17 protein-coding genes are annotated in these 23,531 nt (G+C 70.9%); 11 read left to right on the top strand and 6 right to left on the bottom strand.

The features are described 5' to 3' along the window. Positions 1-57 precede the first annotated feature (57 nt). A complete protein-coding gene (locus ACIF6L_RS20880) occupies positions 58-1,350 on the top strand; it encodes an MFS transporter (RefSeq protein ID WP_396486479.1) in 1,293 nt (430 codons plus the stop codon). A gap of 500 nt (positions 1,351-1,850) precedes the next feature. Here ACIF6L_RS20880 and ACIF6L_RS20875 read toward each other — a convergent pair whose 3' ends face one another. Continuing rightward, positions 1,851-2,972, bottom strand: coding sequence for a hypothetical protein (locus ACIF6L_RS20875; RefSeq protein WP_396486478.1), 1,122 nt, complete (start codon positions 2,970-2,972; stop codon positions 1,851-1,853). Between the two features lie 211 nt (positions 2,973-3,183). Here ACIF6L_RS20875 and ACIF6L_RS20870 point away from each other — a divergent pair, with 211 nt between their 5' ends. Next, positions 3,184-3,546 (top strand): hypothetical protein, encoded by a 363-nt coding sequence (locus ACIF6L_RS20870; RefSeq protein ID WP_396486477.1) that lies wholly within the window; start codon positions 3,184-3,186, stop codon positions 3,544-3,546. A gap of 14 nt (positions 3,547-3,560) precedes the next feature. On the opposite strand, the gene ACIF6L_RS20865 is transcribed toward ACIF6L_RS20870, so the two are convergent. Beyond that, positions 3,561-3,803 carry a hypothetical protein gene (locus ACIF6L_RS20865; protein WP_396486476.1) on the bottom strand — a complete coding sequence of 81 codons (243 nt, stop codon included), beginning with the start codon at positions 3,801-3,803 and terminating at the stop codon, positions 3,561-3,563. A 136-nt stretch (positions 3,804-3,939) separates the two neighbouring features. On the opposite strand from ACIF6L_RS20865, the gene ACIF6L_RS20860 reads away from it, so the two are divergent. Both ACIF6L_RS20860 and ACIF6L_RS20855 read left to right on the top strand, forming a co-directional pair. Beyond that, positions 3,940-4,407, top strand: a complete 468-nt coding sequence (locus ACIF6L_RS20860; RefSeq protein WP_396486475.1) for a DUF4279 domain-containing protein — start codon at positions 3,940-3,942, stop codon at positions 4,405-4,407. Positions 4,408-4,487: 80 nt separating this feature from the next. Then, entirely contained in the window at positions 4,488-5,030 is a 543-nt protein-coding gene (locus ACIF6L_RS20855) for a DUF6368 family protein (protein ID WP_396486474.1), read from the top strand. 116 nt (positions 5,031-5,146) lie between these two features. Here ACIF6L_RS20855 and ACIF6L_RS20850 read toward each other — a convergent pair whose 3' ends face one another. Genes ACIF6L_RS20850 through ACIF6L_RS20835 form a run of 4 tightly spaced genes read right to left on the bottom strand, consistent with a single transcriptional unit; the run spans position 5,147 to position 11,330 of the window. Beyond that, positions 5,147-7,024 carry a TniQ family protein gene (locus tag ACIF6L_RS20850; RefSeq protein ID WP_396486473.1) on the bottom strand — a complete coding sequence of 626 codons (1,878 nt, stop codon included), beginning with the start codon at positions 7,022-7,024 and terminating at the stop codon, positions 5,147-5,149. Positions 7,025-7,033: 9 nt separating this feature from the next. After that, on the bottom strand, positions 7,034-8,299 hold the full coding sequence (locus ACIF6L_RS20845; protein ID WP_396486472.1) for an AAA family ATPase: 1,266 nt from the start codon (positions 8,297-8,299) through the stop codon (positions 7,034-7,036). Next, complete coding sequence (locus ACIF6L_RS20840) at positions 8,296-10,530, bottom strand: transposase (RefSeq protein ID WP_396486471.1); 2,235 nt, start codon at positions 10,528-10,530, stop codon at positions 8,296-8,298. The genes ACIF6L_RS20845 and ACIF6L_RS20840 overlap by 4 nt, the downstream gene beginning before the upstream one ends. Beyond that, a complete protein-coding gene (locus ACIF6L_RS20835; protein ID WP_396486470.1) occupies positions 10,527-11,330 on the bottom strand; it encodes a TnsA-like heteromeric transposase endonuclease subunit in 804 nt (267 codons plus the stop codon). Before ACIF6L_RS20835 ends, ACIF6L_RS20840 begins: the two co-directional genes overlap by 4 nt. A gap of 308 nt (positions 11,331-11,638) precedes the next feature. Here ACIF6L_RS20835 and ACIF6L_RS20830 point away from each other — a divergent pair, with 308 nt between their 5' ends. The 7 genes from ACIF6L_RS20830 to ACIF6L_RS20800 all read left to right on the top strand — a co-directional run bounded on the left by ACIF6L_RS20830 (position 11,639) and on the right by ACIF6L_RS20800 (position 23,457). Beyond that, on the top strand, positions 11,639-13,360 hold the full coding sequence (locus ACIF6L_RS20830; RefSeq protein WP_396486469.1) for an acyclic terpene utilization AtuA family protein: 1,722 nt from the start codon (positions 11,639-11,641) through the stop codon (positions 13,358-13,360). Continuing rightward, positions 13,357-14,955 (top strand): acyl-CoA carboxylase subunit beta, encoded by a 1,599-nt coding sequence (locus ACIF6L_RS20825; RefSeq protein ID WP_396486468.1) that lies wholly within the window; start codon positions 13,357-13,359, stop codon positions 14,953-14,955. The genes ACIF6L_RS20830 and ACIF6L_RS20825 overlap by 4 nt, the downstream gene beginning before the upstream one ends. A gap of 22 nt (positions 14,956-14,977) precedes the next feature. Next, positions 14,978-16,915 carry an acetyl/propionyl/methylcrotonyl-CoA carboxylase subunit alpha gene (locus ACIF6L_RS20820; RefSeq protein ID WP_396486467.1) on the top strand — a complete coding sequence of 646 codons (1,938 nt, stop codon included), beginning with the start codon at positions 14,978-14,980 and terminating at the stop codon, positions 16,913-16,915. 109 nt (positions 16,916-17,024) lie between these two features. Next, on the top strand, positions 17,025-18,212 hold the full coding sequence (locus ACIF6L_RS20815) for an acyl-CoA dehydrogenase family protein (RefSeq protein WP_359836918.1): 1,188 nt from the start codon (positions 17,025-17,027) through the stop codon (positions 18,210-18,212). Positions 18,213-18,566: 354 nt separating this feature from the next. Continuing rightward, positions 18,567-20,153: a 4-coumarate--CoA ligase family protein gene (locus ACIF6L_RS20810; protein ID WP_329486145.1), complete on the top strand. Its 1,587-nt coding sequence runs from the start codon at positions 18,567-18,569 to the stop codon at positions 20,151-20,153. Positions 20,154-20,220: 67 nt separating this feature from the next. After that, the gene (locus ACIF6L_RS20805) at positions 20,221-20,841 is read left to right on the top strand and encodes a TetR/AcrR family transcriptional regulator (RefSeq protein WP_329486144.1); all 621 of its coding nucleotides are present in this window, start codon (positions 20,221-20,223) and stop codon (positions 20,839-20,841) included. A 150-nt stretch (positions 20,842-20,991) separates the two neighbouring features. Next, on the top strand, positions 20,992-23,457 hold the full coding sequence (locus ACIF6L_RS20800; protein WP_396486466.1) for a SpoIIE family protein phosphatase: 2,466 nt from the start codon (positions 20,992-20,994) through the stop codon (positions 23,455-23,457). The last annotated feature ends 74 nt before the right edge of the window (positions 23,458-23,531 follow it).

Raw genomic sequence — 23,531 nt, 5'->3', positions numbered from 1 at the left:
CCGACCGGTCCGAGCGGCCCGAAAGGCGCTTGTCAGGGCGCTGTTAGCCTGGTCCGCATGATCACCGGGAAGAGTTTCGGCCCACGGACGTCCACCGCGCCGGAGTCGAGCCGCCCGCAGCGCGCCCTCATCCTCGCGAGCTTCGTCAGCCGGGTGGGCAACGGGCTGTTCAACACCGCCGCGGTGCTCTACTTCACGCTGGTGGTGCACCTGCCCGCCGCCCAGGTCGGCGCCGGCCTCACGGTCGCCGGTCTGGTCGGGCTGCTGGCCGGGATCCCGGCCGGGAACCTGGCCGACCGGTACGGCCCGCGCACGGTCTGGCTGACGGCCCTCGCGCTGCAGGCCGTGACGATGGCCGCCTTCGTGTTCATCCAGGACTGGGCCACCTTCACGCTCATCGCCACCCTGGACCGGCTGGCGGCAACCGCGGGCGGCGCCGCGGGCGGTGCGCTCATCGCCCGGACCGGCGGCGAACGCCCGGCCGCCTTCCGGGCGAGGCTCCGCACCTTCGTCAACCTCGGCGTGGTCCTGGGCACCCTGGGCGCGGCCTTCGCCGTCTCGGTCGACACCCGCGCGGCGTACACCGCGCTCATCCTCGCCAACGCCGCCAGTTTCGCCGGCGCCGGCCTCGTCGCCCTGGTCGGCGTCCCGAACTACCGGCCGCTGCCCCGGCCCGAGGAGCACCACCGCTGGGCCGTCCTGGCCGACCGCCCGTACGTGTCCTTCGTCGCGCTCTACGGTGCGATGGGCCTGCAGTACCAGACCGTCTCCCTGCTGCTGCCGATCTGGCTCTCCGCCCACACCGACGCGCCGCGCTGGACGGTGGCGGCGGTCTACGCGGCCAACAGCGGGGTGTGCGTGCTGCTCCAGAGCAGGATCGGCTCCCGGGTGGAGACGCCGCGCCAGGGCGGCCGGGCGTTCCGGCTGGCGGGGCTGCTCTTCCTGGTCAGCTGCCCCTTGATGGCCCTGACCGCGGACGTTCCGGTCTGGGTCGCGCCGGCGCTCGCCCTCCTCGCCGTCGCGGTGCACAGCCTCGGCGAGGTGTGGGAGTCCTCGGGCGGCTTCGCGCTCGGCTTCGGCCTGGCCCCCGACCACGCCCAGGGGCAGTACCAGGGTTTCCTCGGCATCGGCTTCGCCGCCGGGCAGGCGCTGGCTCCGCTGGTCCTGACGACCGCGGTCCTCGGCCTCGGGCACGCGGGCTGGCTGCTGCTCGGCGTGTTCTTCGCGGCCCTGGGCGCGGCAGGCCCGCCGGTGGCCGCCTGGGCCGAACGCACCCGCCGCCCGGCTCCCGACCCGGCCCACGCGACGCGGGACCGGCCCGAGGAGGCCGCGCTCCCGGACTCCGCCTGACGCCCTGCCGAGACCGTGCCGCAGACCGGGAGCGCGTGCCCCGGCGGGCATCTCGTGGCCCTCGGGACGCATCCGGGAGAACGAGGCCGCGACCGCCGACCATCGCCGGCAGTTGTGACTGGCAGGGATAGTTGGCCAGTCAACGCGAGCTCTGCGCGGGTGGTGGAGTGAGTTGGCAGTGATGGTTGGCCACTTTGGGCAGCGATAGTTGGCCAATGCCGCGGGTACTCGCTCACGGAAGGTAGCGGAGGCTGGGGGTGGTTGGCCGGCCGTGGCCGCTTCGAAGCTGAAGATGCTGATGTGCCGACCGGAGGTCATCGATGGCTGCCTCCCGGGCACTGACCTGCCCCTGGCCATTCGAGCGCCCCCGGCGTCGTTCACCTGAAGCGGTTCTGGCTCGACTTCCGTGAAGGGGACACGCTGAATGACGTAAATCTGTACCGCGCCGTCAGCCACGGCTCGACTCGGCAGGGCCTGTCGACCGGTGACCAGGTCACGGGCTAGAAGATACCTGCGCGATTGTGCTGAATGAGGCCATCGAGGATCTCGCGCAGCCACGGGCTGCGGACGGCCGGCAGCCGAACCAGGGTGCGCCGGAACACTTCCCAGTCAGCCCGGAACATGTGATGGGGGCGTAGCGCGGGCGGGTCGAAGTCGTCGCGGAGGACGCCGTCGGGTAGGCCGCCTGACGCGGGGACGGGCAGGTCCGGCTCGGGGAAGACTAGCCACAGCCACACCCCGAACGGCAACGGCACCAGGTAGTCCGCGGTGGCGGCTGGGGTCCAGACCTCCCCCGTCTGCGGATGGGATGGCACGAGGAGGATGTCGGCGCCCTCGCCAGGAGCCGGCCGTCCCGGTCCGGCCAGAACGGCGCGCCGCGCCAGCGGACCTGCGGGCAGCAGGGCGTCGAGGGTGCGTTGGAACACCTCCCCGACCAAGCCATCCGGGACCGTCACCGGCCAGCCCTCCGATGCCAGCAACAGATGGGCGAGTGCCCGGCCGGCCGCCGCCTCCCACTGCGGGCTCCACGACCACCAGTGGTTCGACCAGTGACCTGCCCGTATCCGCGACCCCCACGTGGCAATCGGCTCGAATGGGGGTGTGCCCTTCCCGTTCGCCATCAGCTCCGCCCAGGAGAGCGGTGTTCCGTCGGTGTCGTCGACGGGAAGGCGGCGAACGGCGTTCGGGGCGAGCCACATCGCTTGCCAGAGCGAACAGTCGTCAATCCGGCTGGCCACGGGCAGGGCACACTCCACGCAGGCCACGTTGGGGCCGTCGGCCCCGTCAAGGCCGCAACAGTAGCCGCCTCCACGATTCTCCGGGATCAGCACGGTTCCGCGGGCGTCGCCGGGCGCGATGACGATCGCGCCCGGCGCGCCGTCGGACAAGGCGTAGACCGGAGCGTAGACACCGCGGGCGGCCGCCTCGTCCGGATGGATCTCGTCCCACGTCCGCCACGGCGGCCCCCAGGGCTCCGAGTCCACGGCGAAGGTGCCCGACTCCATGAGTACCGGGAGCTGGATCCCGTTCCCGTACTTCTGATGGGCGTGGACCGGCAGTGCGACCTGGGACAACGGAGTGGTCAACTCGGCGCCGCACCCCGCACACACAAAAACGAACAAATGTCCTCCGTCTGGGAAACGGAGGCATCATCGCAGCTCGGCAGCGGCCAGCCAATTGGTTTTCCAGGACAGCATGAGGCACAGCAATCGTCACTCAGCTCTTGCAGGGCACGGAAGTTGAGCCAGAACCTCGTTTCACCCGTTGCCGACACACGGTCAACGAGCCGGGAGTGGCCGGAGCCAGAAGGTGCTGGTCAGCTACGGTGACGGCATGACCGAGAGCCTGCCTGATGACGTAGCCGAAGTGCTTGAGCTCGTCCTGAGCACGGACGAGCCAGTTCACGTTGCGCTTCGACAGCAGGTTCCACGACTTAGCGTGAAATCTCGTTGCACATGCGGGTGCGGTACCGCCTATTTCGAACTCGACACCAGCGAGGTGGCGCCCGCACCGACCGGCCCCGGCACCGTGGTAGCGGCTGATGCACAGCTCTTCACTGAATCCGGCGAGTGCCCTGGCGAGGTCCTGGTCTTCGCGCAGGGAGGCTACCTGTCGTGGCTGGAGGTCTGCTCATGGAGCGGTGACGTCGAGGTGAATCTTGCCGCAGCGCGTCGGTGGCTGCGGCCACCCTCTTGAGCCCGACATCGAGCTCAAGAGGTGGCGGCGGGGCGGCAATTGCCGATCCGGCAGCGTGTGGACCAGGAGCCGGCACGCCGGATCCGTTCACCGCTCGCGCGAGCGACGACGAGGTTGCTAGCCTCGAAGCTGACCCGATCGCCAACTGCCAAGAACAGTGGGCTGTCCAGCTCGAAGGCGTATCCGTCATCGGTTTCGAGTTCGTTCACGAGCACCAAGCGTGAGGCGGCTGTGGTCCCATCGGCGATCAGACGCATGACCGGATGGTCCCACGCGGCTGCAGCTGCGGCGAAGGGGACTGCTCAGGTGACGCCGAATTCGCGTCTCCGCCGGCCCTGGGACCACCTGCACAAATCCCGCTCGGCGCGCTCCTCGCGCCGCTATCCTTCCCGGATGCCTCTCCGCCAGTACGCGTACTTCGCCTTGTTCAGCCAGCACGTCTCCGCCGACGAGATGACCTCGCAACTGGGCATCACCCCTGACGAGGTGTCCGTCCGCGGCAGCCGCTTCACCGAGCCGAAGACGATTCCCGTCAGCCACCGCTGGAAGGTCGTCTGCCGGGACCCCGGCCTGAGCGTCGACGAACAGATCGCCCGGCTTCTCTACAGGCTCCGGCCCCACACGGCCCGCATAGCCGAGCTCGTGAGCCAACTGGCCGACGGCGGCGGGGCAGTCCTGCAGGTCGTGCGCTACTTCAACGACACTGACCACGACGAATCGCCCAGCCACCCGGACGCTCCCGACACGCCTAACCTCTTCGGCTGGCATCTGGATCGCGATGCCCTGGACTTCCTCGCCGCAGTCGACGCCGAGCTCGACGTGGACGAGTACGACATGACCCCAGGCGAGGACACCATCTGAGCGCGCGACCTTGTACTTAACTGGGCACAGGAGTCAGTGCCCCGACAACATCAGGAGTTCAAGTTCAGTAGGCTCCCGCTATGGGTGGTCCAGTATTGGTGATTGAGTTGGCCGAGGCGGTTCCTGTCGCGACAGTCGAGCGGCTCCGGGACGTCCTGGTGGGCTCGTCGGCCTGGTTCGTGGAGAAGCGTCCTGGTGGCTACGACCTCAACGTAGTCGCCGATCGAATCGGCGTCGCGGACCTGGGCGAAGTCGACGTGCGCCGGCCATTTCTGGTTTACATCATGGGGCCCGGAATCGGGGACGAGGAGATTTTCGAGGCCGAGCACGCGGATGGCCCCAATCTGGAACCGCTCATCGGCTTCAGCCCGACACACGCAGTGGACGTCATCGCCGGATGCAATAGGCTGATCGATCACATCACCACGGCCCTGTTGACGGCTGCCATCATGGACGTGGTCGGCGGCGTCGCTAATGCTGAGCTACTGGATGACCAGGTTGACGTGGTGGCAGGTCTTCCGGGTGTGATCGCTATGACGGACAGCCCGTGGCCGAACGTTTTCGGGACGGCAGAATTCCTGCGGGCATGGGCTGTTCAACCGAGCTTCCGACTCCTCAAATAATTAGCCGTGACGCCATGTTCGGATCGCGAGTCAGGATGCATTGTCGCAGGGAGTAGAAGGTCAACGCCTGCTTGGTCCTTCATTTGCCGACCACCATAACTCGTACATAAAGTAGTTCATGGAGATTTTGGGATCGACAGTGCCAGGTGGTGCGCATATGTGTCGAGGGCCTGTCGCAGGGCCTGGCAGTATTCCGAGGATTTCTCTGTGTAATAGATTCGACTGAGCATTCGGTATTCAGGGAGATTTGGATAGACAGGGCGGTCGCGGGTGGCGAAAGGAGGATGGAAGCACGGAGCCAGAGCCCATTCGCTGCCAGTGGCCTTGGCCCAGATGTAGGCCGACGCGCATTCACGAATGAGGCTGTCCTGTTTCGGCTTTGACGTGCTGCTGGTCAAAGGCGGAAGTTGGTCCGCGATGGTGTGCCACTCGTCAAGGCGGAGGTTCCAGAAGGCGAGCTGATGCCGGCGATGGCTGTAGTCGGGAGGGTCGGGGAGACGGGCGATGTGCTGTGCGAGGGTCTCGAAAGCTTCCGTGAGGTCCCGGCGTGGGGCGACCTGGCCGTCAGGGGAAGTGATTTGGGTTAGCGTGCGTCCGCGTCCGCTGAGGCAGTATGCCGGAATTCCGAGGAACTGGGCGGCACTGAACAGCGACGAGCCGGTTGCGGCCTGGACGAGGTGAACGGCGGCAGTCCTGCGGAACCTGTCATTACTTCCGAGTCGGGCTCTGGCGCCGTCGCTGATAAGAAGGCTGAGCCAGCCATCTGGCAGCCATTGGGGAATATGTTCGGGCAGGTACCCGCGTTCGCGGACGGGAATGATGGGTTTGGTGTCCGGTCCTGGCCTCATCGAGGGTTTGGGGAAGCGAAGGGTGAGGGCGTGTTCGACATCAAGTCTGGTCAGAGGCGTACATCCTGACGCGACGACGCCCCGGGTCTTGGTCCAGTTGCTGGCCATCACTGGTTCGACGACTTGGAGCAGGACGCCGAGGCTTCGCTGGAACGTCGGCCGTGGCTGGGCGAGGAGCGTGTCGGCAAGGGCAAGGAGGGCCGCGGTGAGAGTGCTGTTGGGCGGTGTCGCATCCCATCGCACTCGGCCCGAAGGACCTGTTCCGGCAGAGGAAAGGTAGGCATCCAGGGCGGGCGGGAGTTCGAAGGTTGCATGGGCTGCTGCCTTCGGCCAGGTTGCGCAGACCACGGCTGACATGACCTGCAGATCGCGTATTGCAGCGGAGGCGGCCGCCGGGTCATGGCTGGGTGCCAGCAGGCCGATGATCTTGCGCTGCAGCGACGCAAGCTCAGGCGTGAGCGGCCGGGCCGGCAGGACGGCTGCGGTGTCCAGTCGCTGGCCGCAGGGTTGGTGACCGTCCGGCCGCCGGATCTTGGTGCGGCATTGCGCGGGATGAAGACCCGCGACCCACTGGGAGGGAATCAGTGTCCGAGTCGCGCTCCAGTTGCCGCGGCTGTGAGCGGGTTGCACGCAGGACGGGCAGAGATCTTCCAGTAGAGCGTTGTGCTGGAGGCAGGCGAAGACCAGCCCAAAGTGCCACTCAACTTTCCAGGCGCCGCCGTGGCGGCGTTGGATCTCGCTGCCGTCGCCCGCAAGGCACTGCGGGCAGTAGCGGCTGGAGGTCAGGAAGAGCCAGTCCCGGGGCCTGCCGGTCGGGCGCAAGGTGGTGCCCCCTGGGCTGACCAGAGCCTCGGTGACAGCTGGATAGCGGCCCACGAAACGTCGCATGGAGAGCGCTTCTGCCTCGGCCTCGGTCAGGCGCGTGCAACGGGCGAAAGACTCCAGGACAGTGGGTTCCATCATCAGCAGGTGTCGCGCCTGGGAGGACTGATTGCCGACACCTGGAGTGGCCAGGCCGGCCTGGCGCATGAGAACGCTCGGAGCCAGGTCGAGGAGGTGCGCGAGCCGCAGGATGAAGCCGGGAAGACTCTCGCCCGGCAGCGGGTCGAGGCTTCTGGGCAGCGGGGCTGGCTCGTTGGCGGACACGGGCACTGATCACCCCTGGGCCTGAGCAGCCACTGGGCCGTCATCGTCGAAGACGGTGTTCCGTTTACGCCTCGGTTTGGCGGCGGCCTGGTTCTCCGCGCTGGGGAGCGGAGCCGGGATCGTGGGAACCTCACCGGCTTCCGGATCTCGTCCCGGGTCATCGAGGCTAATGATGATCTCGTCGAGGAGGTCCTCGTCCAGGAGTTCTCGGCCGCCGTCAATTGCTTCCTTGGCGCCGTCCTCGATAAGGCGGTTGAGGAGCCCGACGACGCCGCCGGTGCGGCGCATAAGGTATTCGGGCATGCCGCCTTCGGTGAGCATTCCGGGCTCGGCGTTGAACAGGCGGAGGCCGTCCTCCAGACCACCGAGGTAGTCATGGAAGGCTTGGATATCACGGGGAGTTGAGTAGCGGAAGCGGTCGAGCTCGACCAACTCGAAGCGACGCTCGGTCTGGGTGACCTCCAGGCCATGGATGCGCGCGTTTTCTGGAGGTGGCACCACCCACTGACGCTCCCGCTTGTCCCACTTCGCGCCCCGCAGCAGGCCCGAGCCGACGATGTCGACACCGATCAGGATGAGGGTGACATTCATGCTCATGAAAGCCCGGGCCAGGTCCAGTGCGTCCTGGTCGTCGGCCCGGTGCAATCGGAGCCGGGTAATGTCGTCGAGGATCAGGACTCTGACCCCATGGTCGTCCAGAGAACCGGCAACCTGCCGGACTAGCTGAGGCAGGGTCAGATTCCTGGTATTCGCGCCGAAGAAGTGCAGGATCGCCTCGCAGGTACTCTTCGGCTTCGCGGTGACCGGAGTCTGGACGTAGGCGACTGGCGAGTGCAGGGCGCGAGTTCCAGGCATCACACCAGGGTTCATGAACTCGTTGAGGTCTTGCCAGGAGTCCTCGAAGTCGGCAGCGACTTCACAGACCGTCTCGGTCTTCCCCTGATAGCCCCAACCGCTGATCATCACCCCGGGCCAGGTCGCGGCAGTCACCTTCAATGCGTTGTTGCTGATGCGCCGTTGGACCAGGCGAGCCACCTTGAGCGACATCGGGGTCTCCTGCAGCGGAAGGTTCACATGAGTCGCCGTGCGGAGCAGGTTATGAAGGGACCGCTGGCGCGGACTCATCGACCGCCACTCGTCAAGGCTCAACCTCGGCGCGGGGACGAAGGCGCGGCGCGTTCTGCGGTAGTACTGCCAGCCCTCGAAGGTGTCCCGGCGCGGTGGCTTGCTCGCCAGAAGTCCAGCAAGTGGGTTCAGTGGCACGGGCGCTGTCATTCGTCCTCCTTGATCTGCTGGTCACGCTCGCCCTCGTCGGGCGGCAACAGGAATACGTTTCGGCGCCGTAGGCTGTCGCCGAGCCGTGGCGGTGGGGTCGGTTGCTGGACAACCACCGCTTCGCGCCGGCGGCGCCGGTCGGCATCCACGGCCTTCTCGACAATGGCTGCTTCGACGGGCCAGGGGACCACCTCAGCCTCCGACGGTGGCTTGCGTGTCGGTGTCTGGTCGGCTGCTGCAGCCGCAGCCTGCGCGGCCCGTCGGGAACGGCTGGTCTTCTCGCGCTTGGTCATCTGGCTCGGCCATTCGCTGACGGGGATCGCCGATCCGAGGATTTCCAGCAGGACCGGTAGGAGATCGGCATCCGTCCGTGGGGCCAGCCGCTTCTGGCGGACTTCGGCGAGCAAGGCCTCGACGGTCTTGTCCGAGAACGCCGGAACCTCCCCCTCCGGCGGCAGCCCGGTCCAGCGAAGGACGTGCCAGCGCTCGACGTCGTCAGGGTCTTGGAAGAACACAGCGCGGCGGTCGCGCCGATCAGATCGGACCACCCACTTGCCTCGGTGTCGACCGCCCCGCCCGGACGGCTGCAGGAAGCGGTCTTCGTCCAGGGCCGGGTCGTGGTACCAAAGTCCGCGGATCTTCACCCCGCGACGGCGGTGGATCTTCACGTGATGGCTGGGCAGGAGTTTGTAGTAGAGCTCCGGCCCGGGAACCTCCAGGTCGAAGCCGCCCTGCTGCATCGACGCTGCGAACAGGGAGTTCGGGCTGTGGTGTTCCTCGGGGGCCCAGGACGGCGCGTACTCGCCCAGGATGCGGTTCTGCCAGATCTTGACGATCCAGGTAGCGATGACGTGCTCCATCTGGGACATCGTCAGGACGGCGTCGCTCTCCGGGTCAGCGCCCCGGTCGGCGACATCGGCTCCGGTGAATCCCAGCAGGTGTTCCAGGAGAAGGGAGTTGAATGCAGAAAAGGCCCGCTCGACAGCGGACTTGTCGGTGGCCCGTAGGGTTCGTGCGGGCAGGATGTTGCAGCCCAGCGTCCGCTGGACGTCCACGATGTGGTGATTCTTGTAGACGCTGCCATGGTCCGTGGTGACCGTCTCGGGTGCGAAGAACGGCAGTGCGGCGACCCGGTGCCCGGCAAACTCCGCAACAAGCGTCGCCGGGACCCCCGGGTAGGGCCACTCCATGTCCTCGCCCCAGCCTTCCCGCATCGGCAAGGGCATCATCACGTCCCGCAGCAGCATCGCGATGTCCAGCGAGGTGTCCGACACCAGCGTGAGGCGAAAGGCGACTACCGAGTGCGTGTAGAGGTCCAGCGCGAGCGAGAGCATCGCTGACACCGGCTCGCCGAAGACCGACTCGCGGATCTTGACCGGCAGAGGTGTGCTGTCCAGCGCGATCACTTGCCCCGGCCGGTGAACCACGACCCGCTGGCCGGTGTCCGCGGTCTGGGCCGTGCGGACGTAACGCTGACGCGACCCGTCCGGACCGAACCACTCTGTCCAGACCGCCGTCAGCGTCTTACGGCCGGGAATGTCCTCGGGCGGGAAGTCAGGAAAGACCTCGCGGACGTACTGGTGCAGCAGGCGGTGCCGGGCCAGCATGCTCATCCGCGAGCGCCGCAGGAACTCCTCCCTCACCGCGAAGATCGCTTCGCGGATCTCCTCGGTAATGCTGGGATGTCCGCCGCTCGCGCGCAACCACCGGCCGTCCGCGCAGGCGAGCACGATCTCTTCCGAACTCCGCCCGGCCAGGCGCCGCAGAGTCCGCTCGCTCATGTAGCGAAGCCCGAGAGCGGCTGCCTCGGCAGGGGCGAAGTTCTTCAGCTCCGCCGCCTTCACCTGCTGACGCTCGGTCAGTGTGGTCACCGCCGGATCGTAGATAGGCCGCGGTTCGTGAGGCAGGGCCCGGAAGGGATCTCCGCTCCGGTAGCCGGTCTCCGCTTCAAGTACATGCTCTGCACGAATGCGGGCCTGCTGAAGCTGTTGCGGAGTCAGGTCGGCAAGACCTGCCGGCTGGCGGGAACGGCTCTGGGACACGTCAGTCACGGCAACTGCCTGGACGTCTGGGTGATTCACGAGCCAGCGGAGTGAACGGCGCTCGCGCCGGCCTTCCACGGTGGCCAGCACGACCCGTCCGACATGTGGTTCCACCTCCTGCACCGTCCAGTTGAGATCACCCAGACGCAGCTGGACACCGCTGGCCAGGACAAGGACACCCCGGGTCATGCGCGCCCCTCCTGGTGTCGGGCGACGACGTTGCCCAGCCAGATCCGTGAGCCGTCCTGGAGCGGTTCATCCATGCTCATGCCCAACCGGCGCTGCCAGAGAAGACGGATGGCCTGAGCGCGGGCGAGGGCTGGCCATTGCGTTGACTCCACCAGGTCCCCAAAGGACATCGATCCGCCCGCCGCGGTTTCCAGCAACTGGGGCTGCAGGCCCAGCGGATCAGCTGCAGGCCGCCGCCGGGCCGACAACGCGTCCAGGAGGCTCATGACGTTCGGACGCCATCCCGTCACCACGGCGTACCGCCATCCGGCCGCAGCTGCGATCTCCCGCGTCGCGGCGAACTTCAGGGCGTCGTCGTCCTTGATGAGGTGGCCAGGGCGCACGTCCAACAGCCACCGGCTTCCACCCGGCATCAGAGCCAGGAAGTCCGGGACGTGAGCCGCGCGGCCCGAGGCGTGTTCAAAGTCCAGCAGGAACGGTTGCGGCAGCACCTCGGACACCTGCAGGAAGTCCAGCGCGAGCAGCAGGCGCCTTTCTTCCAGCGACTCGAAGCCGTGCTGGCGCCCGGTCGAGACCATGAACTCCAGCCCAGGGCGATGCATTTGCCGGGCTCGCCAGGTGAACCGGCGCATCGGCTGCGTCGCCAGCACAGGCACCGACTCGATGTTCCGGACTGGCCAGACCACCTGGTCCCCGTCGATCAGCCACGTCGTCACCCAGCGGCGGGGCCAGCCCTCGTCCAGTGCCAGCTGATGACGGAAAGCGCGATCATTGTCGTACGGCTCGATCAGGTGGACCAAGTTGCACTCGTCGGAACGACCCCGGGGTGCAGTCTGCGTACCCATGTGCACACGACACCATCCCCGCGTGCGGGTCGGTGATGGATCTCCGAACCTGTTCGTAACTCACAGTTACTTGATCGCCCTCTGGCCAACTATCTCCGCCAATGGCCAACTATCGCTGCCAGTCACAGCAGTCATCACGCCATCGGGCGGCGGTGTCGGCGAAAAACAAGCAGGCATGATTGCTTTTTCTCCGGGCCGGTGCCACGCTGCTGCCCGACGGCAAGCGTGGCGAGTGCGGGGCCACCGGTAGGGGAGGCGCACCTGTGGGGTCGCGTGCGGTACTGCGGATCGGCAATGCCTCGGGCTTCTACGGGGACCGCTTCTCGGCGGTGCGCGAGATGCTCACGGGCGGGCCGCTGGACGTCCTGACCGGGGACTACCTGGCCGAGCTCACCATGCTCATCCTGGCCCGGGACCGGCTGAAGGACCCCTCGCTCGGCTACGCGAGGACGTTCCCGCGGCAGTTGGAGGAGTGCCTCGGCCTGGCGCTGGAGCGCGGGGTGCGGATCGTGGTCAACGCCGGTGGCCTCAACCCGGCCCGACTCGCGGACGCGATCCGTGAACTGGCGCGGCGTCAGGGGCTTGATCCCGCCGTCGCCCATGTCGAGGGGGACGACCTGCTGCCCCGGCAGGCCGAACTCGGCCTTCCCGACGGACTGCTGGCCGCCAACGCCTATCTCGGCGCCTTCGGGATCGCCGAGTGCCTGACCGCCGGGGCCGACCTGGTGGTCACCGGCCGGGTCACCGACGCGGCGCTGGTCGTCGGCCCGGCGATCGCCCGGTTCGGCTGGGGGCCCGGGGACTTGGACGAGCTGGCCGGCGCCGTGGTGGCCGGGCACGTGCTGGAGTGCGGGGCGCAGGCGACCGGCGGCAACTACGCGTTCTTCCGCGAGCACGACGTCACCCGGCCCGGCTTCCCGATCGCCGAGCTGGCGGCGGACGGCTCCAGCGTCATCACCAAGCATCCGGGCACCGGCGGCGCCGTCACCACCGGTACCGTCACCGCCCAACTCCTCTACGAGACGGGCGACGCGCGCTACCTGGGCCCGGACGTCACGGCCCGGTTGGACACCGTGCGGCTCGCCGAGGAGGGGCCGGACCGGGTCCGGATCCACGGCGTGCGGGGCGAGGCGCCGCCGCCGACCCTCAAGGTCGGGCTGAACCGGCTCGGCGGCCACCGCAACGAGGTGGTGTTCGTCCTGACCGGCCTGGACATCGAGGCCAAGGCCGCCCTGGTCCAACGGCAGTTGGCCGAGGCCCTGCCGCCGGACGCCCGCCCCGCCGAACTCCGGTGGACGCTCGCCCGCACCGACCACCCCGACGCCGCCACCGAGGAGAGCGCCTCGGCGCTGCTGCGGCTCACCGCCCGGGACCGCGATCCGGCCAAGGTCGGGCGCGAACTCGGCAAGGTGGCCGTGGAGTTGGGGCTGGCCGGTTACCCCGGCTTCCATCTCACCGCGCCGCCCGGGGCGGGATCGCCGTACGGGGTGTTCACCGCCGCGTACGTCGATGCCAAGGCGGTGGAGCACACCGCGGTCCTGCCGGACGGGCGGCGGGTCGCCGTACCGCCCGCGCCGGTCACCGCCCCGGCGGAGCCGTCGACCCGGCCGTCGGAGCCGGGCCCGGCCCTGCCGGAGCCGCTGCCGCCCGGCCCGACCGTGCGGGCACCGCTCGGCCGGGTGGCCGGCGCCCGCAGCGGCGACAAGGGCGGTGACGCCAACCTCGGGGTCTGGGCCCGCGGCGCGGACGGCTGGCGCTGGCTCGCGCACACCCTCACCATCGATCTGCTGCGCGAACTCCTGCCGGAGACCGCCGGGTTGCCGATCAGCCGGCAGCTCCTCCCACATCTTCGCGCGGTCAACTTCACCATCACCGGCCTGCTCGGCGAGGGCGTCGCCGCCCAGCACCGCTTCGACCCGCAGGCCAAGGCGCTGGGGGAGTGGCTGCGCTCCCGCCACCTCGACGTCCCGGAGGCGCTGCTGTGACCGTCCTGCCCACCCGCCTCGACCCGGCCGGCGCCGACTACGCCGAGTACCGGACCGCGATGCTCGCCAAGCTCACCGAACTGGACGCCGAACACGCCAAGGCACTGGCCGGCGGCGGCCCCAAGTACGTCGAACGCCACCGCGGCCGGGGCAAGTTGCTGCCGCGCGAGCGGATCGAGCTGCTGATCGACCAGGACTCGCCGTTCCTGGAGCTCTCCCCGCTCGCCGCCTGGGGCAGTGACTACCCGGTCGGCGCGGCGCTCGTCACGGGGATCGGCGTGATCGAGGGCGTCGAGTGCCTCATCACGGCCAACGACCCCACCGTACGCGGCGGGGCCAGCAACCCCTGGACGCTGCGCAAGGCCCTGCGCGCCAACGAGATCGCGCTGCGGAACCGGCTCCCGGTGGTCAACCTGGTCGAGTCCGGCGGCGCCGACCTGCCCAGCCAGAAGGAGATCTTCATCCCCGGGGGCGCGCTCTTCCGCGACCTCACCCGGCTCTCCGCGGCGGGCATCCCCACCGTGGCCGTGGTGTTCGGCAACTCCACGGCCGGCGGCGCCTACGTGCCGGGGATGTCCGACCACACCGTGATGGTGAAGGAGCGGGCCAAGGTCTTCCTGGGCGGCCCGCCGCTGGTCAGGATGGCCACCGGCGAGGAGTCCGACGACGAGTCGCTCGGCGGCGCCGAGATGCACGCCCGCACCTCCGGCCTGGCCGACCACTTCGCGGTGGACGAACCGGACGCGCTGCGGCTGGCGCGGCGGATCGTCGCCCGGCTGAACCACCGCCGGCACGGCCCCGGCGCCGACCCGCTCGCCGAGCCGCCGAAGTACGCCGAGGAGGAACTGCTCGGCATCGTCCCGGGCGACCTCAAGATCCCGTTCGACCCGCGCGAGGTGATCGCCCGGATCGTCGACGGATCGGACTTCGACGAGTTCAAGCCGCTCTACGGCACCAGTCTCGCCACCGGCTGGGCCAGGCTGCACGGTTACCCGGTCGGCATCCTCGCCAACGCCCAGGGCGTGCTGTTCAGCCCGGAGTCGCAGAAGGCCGCCCAGTTCATCCAGTTGGCCAACCAGCGCGACATCCCGCTGGTGTTCCTGCACAACACCACCGGCTACATGGTCGGCAAGGACTACGAGCAGGGCGGCATCATCAAGCACGGCGCGATGATGATCAACGCCGTCGCCAACTCCACGGTGCCGCACCTGTCGGTGCTGATGGGCGCCTCCTACGGGGCCGGCCACTACGGCATGTGCGGGCGGGCCTACGAGCCCCGGTTCCTGTTCGCCTGGCCGAGCGCCAAGTCGGCCGTGATGGGACCGCAGCAGCTCGCCGGGGTGCTGTCGATCGTGGCCCGGCAGTCCGCGGCGGCCAAGGGGCAGCCCTACGACGAGGACGCGGACGCCGCGATCCGGGCGATGGTCGAGCAGCAGATCGAGGCGGAGTCGCTACCCGCCTTCCTCTCCGGCCGGCTCTACGACGACGGGGTGATCGATCCCCGCGACACCCGGACCGTCCTCGGCCTGTGCCTCTCCGCGATCCACAACGCGCCCGTCGAGGGCGCGCGCGGCTACGGCGTCTTCCGCATGTGATCCGACTCTGAGAGGGACCGACGTGATCGCCAACCTGCTGGTCGCCAACCGGGGCGAGATCGCCCGCCGGGTGTTCCGCACCTGCCGGAGCCTCGGCATCGCCACCACCGCCGTCTACGCCGACCCGGACGCCGACGCCCCGCACACCCGGGAGGCCGACGCCGCCGTCCGGCTCCCCGGCGCGGCACCCGCCGACACGTATCTGCGCGGCGACCTGATCGTCAAGGCCGCGCTGGCCGCCGGGGCCGACGCCGTCCACCCCGGCTACGGATTCCTCTCCGAGAACGAGGAGTTCGCGCAGGCGGTGCTCGACGCGGGCCTGACCTGGATCGGCCCGCCCCCGGCCGCGATCGCCGCGATGGGCTCCAAGACCGCCGCGAAGCGCCTGATGGCCGCCGCCGGCGTGCCCGTGCTGGAGGCCCTCACCGACCCCGTCGAGGCCGACCTGCCGCTGCTGGTGAAGGCGGCCGCGGGCGGCGGCGGGCGCGGCATGCGGGTGGTCCACCGGCTGGGCGAACTCGCGCCCCGGCTGGCCGAGGCCCGCGCCGAGGCGGCCCGGAGCTTCGGCTCGGACGAGGTGTTCTGCGAGCGCTACCTGCCCACCGGGCGGCACGTCGAGGTCCAGCTGCTCGCCGACACGCACGGCACGGTGTGGGCGGTCGGCGAACGCGACTGCTCGCTGCAGCGCCGCCACCAGAAGGTCATCGAGGAGGCCCCGGCCCCCGGCCTCGACGAGGAGGTGCGCACCGCGCTGCACGCCGCCGCCGTCGCCGCCGCCCGGGCGATCGGCTACACCGGCGCCGGCACGGCGGAGTTCCTGCTCGCCCCCGACGGCCGGTTCCACTTCCTGGAGATGAACACCCGCCTCCAGGTCGAGCACCCCGTCACCGAGTGCGTCACCGGGCTCGACCTGGTCGCGCTCCAGCTGCGCGTCGCCGAGGGCGAACCGCTGCCCGCCCCGGCGCCGCCCGCCCCGCGCGGCCACGCCATCGAGGCCCGCCTCTACGCCGAGGACCCGGCGCGCGACTGGCAGCCGCAGACCGGCACCCTGCACCGTCTCGAACTCCCCGGCACCACCGTCGAGTTCGCTACCGCCGACGGTGACACCGGGCTGCGCCTGGACGCCGGGGTGGCGGCCGGCAGCGTGATCGGCGCGCACTACGACCCGATGCTCGCCAAGGTCGTCGCCTGGGCGCCGACCAGGGCCGCCGCCGCCCGCCGGCTCGCCGACGCGCTCACCCGGGCCCGGATCCACGGGCCGGTCACCAACCGGGACCTGCTCGTCGCGGCGCTGCGCCACCCCGCCTTCCTGGCCGGCCGGGTGCACACCGCCTTCCTGGCCGAGCACGCCGCCGGTCTCGCCCCGGCCTCCGGCGGGGACGCGGCGGCGGCCCTCGCCGCCGCGCTGGCCGACGCCGCCGAACGCCGCGTCGGCTCGGCGCTGCCCTCCGGCTGGCGCAACCTGCCCTCGCAGCCGCAGAGCAAGCGGTACGCCGCCGCCGACGCCACCGTGTACGAGGTCCGCTACCGGTTCGGCCGGGCCGGGCTGGTCGCCGAGGACCACCCGGGCACCACGCTCGTCTCGGCGACGCCCACCCGGGTGGTCCTGGAGACCGACGGCGTCCGCAGTGGCTACGACATCGCGCGCCACGGCGACCGGGTCCACCTGGACAGCCCGGCCGGCGCCACCGTGCTGACCGCGCTGGAGCGCTTCCCCGACCCGGCCGCCCACGTCGATCAGGGGGCCCTGCTCGCCCCGATGCCCGGCACCGTGGCGCGCACCGCCGTCGCGGTCGGCGACACCGTCACCGCGGGCCAGCCGCTGCTCTGGCTGGAGGCGATGAAGATGGAGCACCGGGTCACCGCCCCCGCCGACGGCGTGCTCACCGAACTCCGGGCCGTCCCCGGCCAGCAGGTCGAACTCGGCGCCCTGCTCGCCGTCGTGCAGCCGGCGCCCTGAGGGAGCCTCCCGAGCCCGACTCCCGAGAAGGCACCCCCGACCCCCTGGGAGAGCACCGACTCCCACCCGATTCCCGTGCCAGCCCCGACCCGCCCGGAAGGACGACCGCATGTCCGCACCGCGCACCACCACCCCCGGAAGCCCGCTGATCGAGAGCCCCGAACGCCAGGCCCTGCGCCGCGCCGTGGCCGACCTCGGCAGCCGCTACGGCTCCGCGTACTACCTGGGCAAGGCCCGGGCCGGCCTGCCCGCCGACGAGCTCTGGGCCGAGGCCGGCAAGGCCGGCTACCTCGGGGTCAACCTGCCCGCCGAGTACGGCGGCGGAGGCGGCGGCATCGCCGACCTCTCCATCGTCCTGGAGGAACTCGGCACCGCCGGCTGCCCGTTGCTGATGCTGATCGTCTCCCCGGCGATCTGCGGCACGGTGATCGCCCGCTACGGCACCGAGCAGCAGAAGCGGCAGTGGCTGCCCGGCCTCGCCGACGGCACCCGGCGGATGGCCTTCGGCATCACCGAGCCGGACGCCGGCTCCAACTCCCACCGGATCTCCACGGTCGCCCGCCGCGACGGTGCGGACTGGCTGCTCACCGGCCGCAAGGTGTTCGTCTCCGGCATCGACCACAGCGACGCCGTGCTGTTCGTCGCCCGCACCGAGGACGCCCGGACCGGCAAGCTCCGGCCCGCGCTCTTCGTCGTCCCGCGCGAGACGGCCGGGTTCGAGTACCGCCCGATACCGATGGAACTCGTCTCCCCGGAGAAGCAGTTCCAGGTCTTCCTGGACGACGTCCGGCTGCCCGCCGACGCCCTGGTCGGTGACGAGAGCGCCGGGCTGCTGCAACTCTTCGCCGGCCTCAACCCCGAGCGGATCATGACCGCCGCCTTCTCGCTCGGCCTGGCCCGCCAGGCCCTCGGCCGAGCCGTCGAGTACGCCAAGGCCCGGACGGTCTGGTCGACCCCGATCGGCGCCCACCAGGGCCTGGCTCACCCGCTCGCCCAGTGCGCGGTGGAGATCGAACTCGCCCGGCTGATGACGCAGAAGGCCGCGCTGCTCTACGACGGGGGCGACGACCTAGCGGCGGGCGAGGCCGCCAACATGGCCAAGTACGCGGCCGGCGAGGCCGCCGCCCGCACCGTCGACCAGGCCGTCCAGACGCTGGGCGGCAACGGCCTGACCCAGGAGTACGGGCTCGGCGCGCTGCTCGCCGCCACCCGGGTCGGCCGGGTCGCCCCGGTCAGCCGGGAGATGGTGCTCAACTTCGTGGCCCAGCACACCCTCGGGCTGCCCAAGTCGTACTGACCGGGGCCCGGGCGGGCGCCCGGCTGGAGCGCTCCGCCGCCGAACTCCAGCGCGACGCCGGCGGCGCGGGCCACCGTCCGTGCGAGGCGGCGGCCCGCCGTCGCCCGTCGCCCGGCACCCCGGCCCGGCGGGCCGCCGGGCGACGTGTGCCCTGGTCGGGAGCGGGCGAGCGGAGCGGACCGGGTCCGCCGGGCACGGCGACCGGCCGGCACGGGATCCCACCGCCCTTCGTCACAATGGAGCAACGCTCCGCCACTGTCCGTATGCTCCTGTGCGCGCGCTCGGCCGACCGGCGGGCCGGACCACTCGCCGATCCCCTCGACCGGGCGTCAACTACCCCTTTGGAGGCACGCCTTGGTGTTCCACAGCGAGTTCCCGGACGTCGGCATCGTCGATCTGCCGATCCACGAGGCGGTGCTCGGCTCCGCCGCCCGCTACGGCGACCGGCCGGCCCTGATCGACGGGATCACGGGGGAGTCGGTCAGCCACGCGCGGCTCGCCACGGCCGTCCGCCGGGCGGCCGCCGGGCTGGCCGAGGCCGGCGTGCGCCGGGGCGACGTGGTGGCACTGTTCAGTCCCAACACGATCGCGTACCCGATGGCCTTCTACGGCGCCACCCGGGCCGGGGCCACCGTCACCACGGTGTCTTCCCTCGCCACCCCGGGCGAGCTGGCCGGCCAGCTGGCCGACAGCGGCGCGCGCTGGCTGATCACCGTCTCGCCGTTCCTGGACACCGCCCGGCAGGCCGCCGGGAAGCTCGCCGCCGAGGGCCGGGCGCTCGCCGAGATCATCGTGCTGGACGGCGCCGAGGGCCACCGCTCGCTGGCCGACCTGCTCGCCTCCGGCGGCCCCGACCCCGAGCCGGCGATCGACCCCGGCAGCGACCTCGCCGTCCTCCCCTATTCCAGCGGCACCACCGGCCTGCCCAAGGGCGTGATGCTCACCCACCGCTCGATCGCCACCAACCTCGCCCAGACGGACGCGCTGTACCGGCCGCGGGAGGGGGAGCGGATCCTCGCCGTCCTCCCCTTCTTCCACATCTACGGCCTGGCCGCCCTGCTCAACCAGCCGCTGCGGTGCGGCGCCACCGTGGTCGTCCTGCCGCGCTTCGAGCTGGAGCAGTTCTGCCGCACCATCGAGGAGCAGCGCGTCCAGGCCCTGATCGTGGCACCGCCGATCGCGCTCGCCCTGGCCAGGCACCCGGTGGTCGACCGCTTCGACCTCTCCTCGGTGGAGTACCTGCTCTGCGCGGCCGCCCCGCTGGACCCGGACCTGGCCGCCGCCTGCGCCCGGCGGCTCGGCCTGCCGCACATCCTCCAGGGCTACGGCATGACCGAGCTGTCCCCGGTCTCGCACGTCGTCTCCCCGACCGAGACCGACCCCCCGCCGGGCTCGGTCGGCCGGATGGTGCCCTCGACCGAACTGCGGGTGGTCGCCCTGGACGGCAGCGGAGCCGACCTCGGCCCCGGCGAGCCGGGCGAGCTGCTGCTCCGCGGCCCGCAGGTGATGAAGGGGTACTTCGGCCGGCCCTCCGACACCGCCGCCACCATCGACGCCGACGGCTGGCTGCACACCGGCGACGTCGGCCACGTCGACGGGCGCGGCTACCTGTACGTCGTCGACCGGGTCAAGGAACTGATCAAGTACAAGGGGTACCAGGTCGCCCCCGCCGAGCTGGAGGCCCTGCTGCTCAGCCACCCGCAGATCGCCGACGCCGCGGTGATCGGCGTCGTGGACGCGGACGGCACCGAGTACCCCAAGGCCTTCGTGGTCCGCGCCCCCGGCAGCGCGCTCACCGAGCAGGACGTCACCTCCTTCGTGGCGGCCGAGGTCGCCCCCTACAAGAAGGTGCGGGCGGTGGAGTTCCTGGACGCCGTCCCCAAGTCGGCCGCCGGCAAGATCCTGCGCCGGGAGCTGCGGGCCCGCGAGGCCGCCCGCTGAGGCGGGCGGCGGATCTGCGAGGATCGACCCCGCCCGGACCTCCCACGGACAGGACCAGTCGCCGCCGATGACCGCCCACCCCGCCGCCCGTACCCCCCAGCAGGACCGCAGCCGCGCCACCCGGCAGCGGCTGCTGGCGGCGGCCGTCGACTGTCTGGCCGAGGTCGGCTGGAACGGCGCCACCGTCTCCGTGGTCGCCGAACGCGCCGGAGTCTCCCGCGGCGCCGCCCAGCACCACTTCCCGACCCGCGAGGACCTCTTCACCGCGGCCGTCGAGCACGTCACCGCCGAGCGGCTGGCAGCCGTCCGCGCCCACGCGGACGAGCTGCCGGCCGCCGGACCGGACCGCACCGTGGCCGTGGTCGACATGATCGTGCGCCTCTACACCGGTCCGCTGTTCCGCGCGGCCCTGCACCTGTGGGTCGCCGCCGCCACCGACGAACCGCTGCGTGCGCGGATCGTCGCACTTGAGGGCAGGGTCGGCCGCGAGGCCCACCGGGCCGCCGTCGAGTTCCTGGACGCCGACGAAAGCCGCCCCGGAGTGCGCGAGACGGTGCAGGCGACCCTCGACATGGCACGCGGTCTCGGACTGGCCGACCTGCTCTCCGACGACAGCGCCAGACGATCCGGAGTGATCCGGCAGTGGGCGGGCCTTCTGGAGGGTACGCTGCGGCCGGTACGCCCATGACGCCCGTACGACAGGTCCGTCCGAGGAACCTCTGACCAAGGGGTCGCCGGGCGGCCGATGTCCGTGCAGTCTGGAGAAGAACCCCGGCCGGCACGGACCACGAGGCCCCGCCCGGCCGGACACGAGCCGAACGCGGGGTGCTGGCTGATCATGCACGGACACGAATGGGACGAGACCGACGCCGCCGGCCCCGCACCGGGCGGAGCCTCCGTACGCCTGGACGGCCATCGCCTCGTCCCGCTCGCCACCGCGCTGCTCCAGGAGGACGGCCTCATCCTCCACTGGAGCGAGGACGCCGAGGCGCTGCTCGGCTTCTCCTCGGAGGAGGCCGTCGGCAGCTACGCCGCCCAGCTGCTCACCGGCCGCACCGACCGTCCCGAGGTGCTCGCCCTGTTCGAGCGCATCATGAGCGGCAAGGGCTGGTCCGGCGTCTTCCCGGTCCGCCACCGCGACGGCCACGTGGTCGAGCTGGAGTTCCGCACCTACCCGATAGCCGGCCCCGGCGGCACCCTGCTGCTGCTCGCCACCGCCTCGGACACCCAGGCCCTGCACCGGGTCGAGGCCGACCTCGCCGTCCTCGACGGGATCTTCGGCCAGTCCCCGATAGGCATGGCCGTCTACGACACCGACCTGCGCTACGTCCGGCTCAACCTGGCGCTGGCCCGGATGAACGGCGTCCCCGTCGAGGACCACCTCGGACGCCGGATCAGCGGCGTCCTGCCCGGCATCAACAGCGCCGAGATCGAACAGACCATGAGACAGGTGCTCACCACCGGCCGTCCCGTGGTCGACGCCCGCTCGCACGGCCGCGTCCCCGGCGACCCGCGCCGCGACCGGGCCTGGTCCGCCTCCTACTTCCGGCTGGAGGACTCCACCGGCCGGGTCTTCGGCGTCTGTTCGTCCATCATCGACGTCACCGAGCGGTTCCAGGCCGAGGCCCGCGCCGCCCGCGCGCAGGAACGCCTCACCACCATCGCCGAGGCCACCGCCCGGATCGGCACCACGCTCGACCTCCAGCGCACCGCGGAGGAGCTGATCGAGGCCGTCGTCCCCCGGTTCGCCGACTTCGCCACCGTCGACCTGCTGGAGCCGGTGCTGCGCGGCGCCGAGCCCGCCGCGATCCCCGAGGACCGCTCCGTCCAGCTGCGCGCCGTGGCCGTCGGCGAGTCCTACGAATCCGGCCTGGTCCACGCCGTCGACACCGTCGGCGACGTCTCCGAGTACGCCCCCGACCGCAGCTACACCCAGTGCCTGCGCAGCGGCCGCCCGCTGCTGCGCGCCCAGGTGGACGAGGACGTGCTGCGCGGCCTGGTCGCCACCGAGGAGCGGGTCGCACCGGGCATCGGCGCCGGCATCCACTCGTACCTGATGGTGCCGCTGACCGCCCGGGGCATGGTGCTCGGCGGCTCCGAGTTCATCCGGATGCGCAACCCCGAGCCGTTCACCGACGCCGATGTCGCGCTCGCCGAGGAACTGGTCGCCCGTACCGCGATCGCGATCGACAACGCCCGGCTCTACCGGCGCGAGCGCGAGACCGCGCTGACCCTCCAGCGCAGCCTGCTGCCGCAGGAGATCCACCGCACGCTCGGCCTGGAGATCGCCTACCGGTACCTGCCCAGCAGCATGACCAGCGAGGTCGGCGGCGACTGGTTCGACGTCGTCCCGCTCTCCTGCGGCCGGGTCGCGCTGGTGGTCGGCGACGTGATGGGCCACGGCATCCGGGCTGCCGCCACGATGGGCCAGCTGCGCACCGTCGCCCGGACCCTCGCCACCCTGGACATGCCGCCCGAGCAGGTGCTGACCCGGCTGGACGAGACCGCCTCGGGGATCGGCGAGGGCCAGTTCGCCACCTGCATCTGCGCCGTCTACGACCCGCTGGAGCGGACGGTGCAGGTGGCCTCGGCGGGCCATCTGCCCCCGGTCTCGGTCGCGCCGGACGGCACCGCCCGCCGGATCGACGTGCCGCCCGGCGCCCCGCTGGGGGTCGGCGGCGTGGCCTTCGAGTCGATCGGCTTCACCCTCCCCGAGGGCGGCCTGCTGGCCCTCTACACCGACGGCCTGGTCGAGCGGCGCGGCCAGGACCTCGACGACGGCATCGACCTGCTCGCCCGCACGCTCGCCGGCCCCGGCCGCACCCTGGAGGAGAACTGCGACGCCGTCCTCGGCGCGCTGGTCACCGACGGCACCGACGACGACATCGCGATGATCATGGCCCGGGTGCTGCCGCTGCCCTCGGACCGGATCGCCACCCTCTCGCTCACCGGCGGCGGCCGGCTGCCCGGCACGGCCCGCCGTTTCACCCGCGCGACCCTGGACGGCTGGGGCCTGTCCGCGCTCTCCGACTACGCCGAGCTGCTGGTCAGCGAGCTGGTCACGAACGCCCTGCTCTACTCCGACACCCCGCGCCGGCTCCGGCTCTTCCGCGACCGGGTGCTCACCCTGGAGGTCGCCGACTCCGGCGGCCAGACGCCGCAGCTGCGCCCGTTCGCCGAGCAGGACGAGGGCGGCCGCGGGATGTTCCTGGTCAACGAGCTGGCCCAGCGCTGGGGCAGCCGCCTGACCAGGGACGGCAAGGTGGTCTGGGCGGAGCTGGAGCTGCCGTTCGGCACCGCTTGAGCGCACCGACGCGCGGGACCTCGCACCCCGGGGAGGGGTGCGAGGTCCCGCGCGCGGCCCGGGGTCAGGCCCGG

Origin of the sequence: Kitasatospora sp. NPDC086009, from assembly GCF_044540385.1 — a bacterium.
Taxonomy (GTDB): Bacteria; Actinomycetota; Actinomycetes; order Streptomycetales; family Streptomycetaceae; genus Kitasatospora.
Note: the sequence above shows the minus strand (reverse complement) of the source record. Positions and strands in the feature narration are given on the sequence as shown.

Bases quoted from the DNA above. Each gene is read 5' to 3' on its own strand.
- ACIF6L_RS20860 (WP_396486475.1), top strand. From the start codon at position 3,940: ATGCCTCTCCGCCAGTACGCGTACTTCGCCTTGTTCAGCCAGCACGTC.
- ACIF6L_RS20880 (WP_396486479.1), top strand. From the start codon at position 58: ATGATCACCGGGAAGAGTTTCGGCCCACGGACGTCCACCGCGCCGGAG.
- ACIF6L_RS20870 (WP_396486477.1), top strand. From the start codon at position 3,184: ATGACCGAGAGCCTGCCTGATGACGTAGCCGAAGTGCTTGAGCTCGTC.
- ACIF6L_RS20815 (WP_359836918.1), top strand. From the start codon at position 17,025: ATGTCCGCACCGCGCACCACCACCCCCGGAAGCCCGCTGATCGAGAGC.
- ACIF6L_RS20845 (WP_396486472.1), bottom strand. From the start codon at position 8,299: ATGACAGCGCCCGTGCCACTGAACCCACTTGCTGGACTTCTGGCGAGC.
- ACIF6L_RS20800 (WP_396486466.1), top strand. From the start codon at position 20,992: ATGCACGGACACGAATGGGACGAGACCGACGCCGCCGGCCCCGCACCG.
- ACIF6L_RS20865 (WP_396486476.1), bottom strand. From the start codon at position 3,803: ATGCGTCTGATCGCCGATGGGACCACAGCCGCCTCACGCTTGGTGCTC.
- ACIF6L_RS20805 (WP_329486144.1), top strand. From the start codon at position 20,221: ATGACCGCCCACCCCGCCGCCCGTACCCCCCAGCAGGACCGCAGCCGC.
- ACIF6L_RS20840 (WP_396486471.1), bottom strand. From the start codon at position 10,530: ATGACCCGGGGTGTCCTTGTCCTGGCCAGCGGTGTCCAGCTGCGTCTG.
- ACIF6L_RS20855 (WP_396486474.1), top strand. From the start codon at position 4,488: ATGGGTGGTCCAGTATTGGTGATTGAGTTGGCCGAGGCGGTTCCTGTC.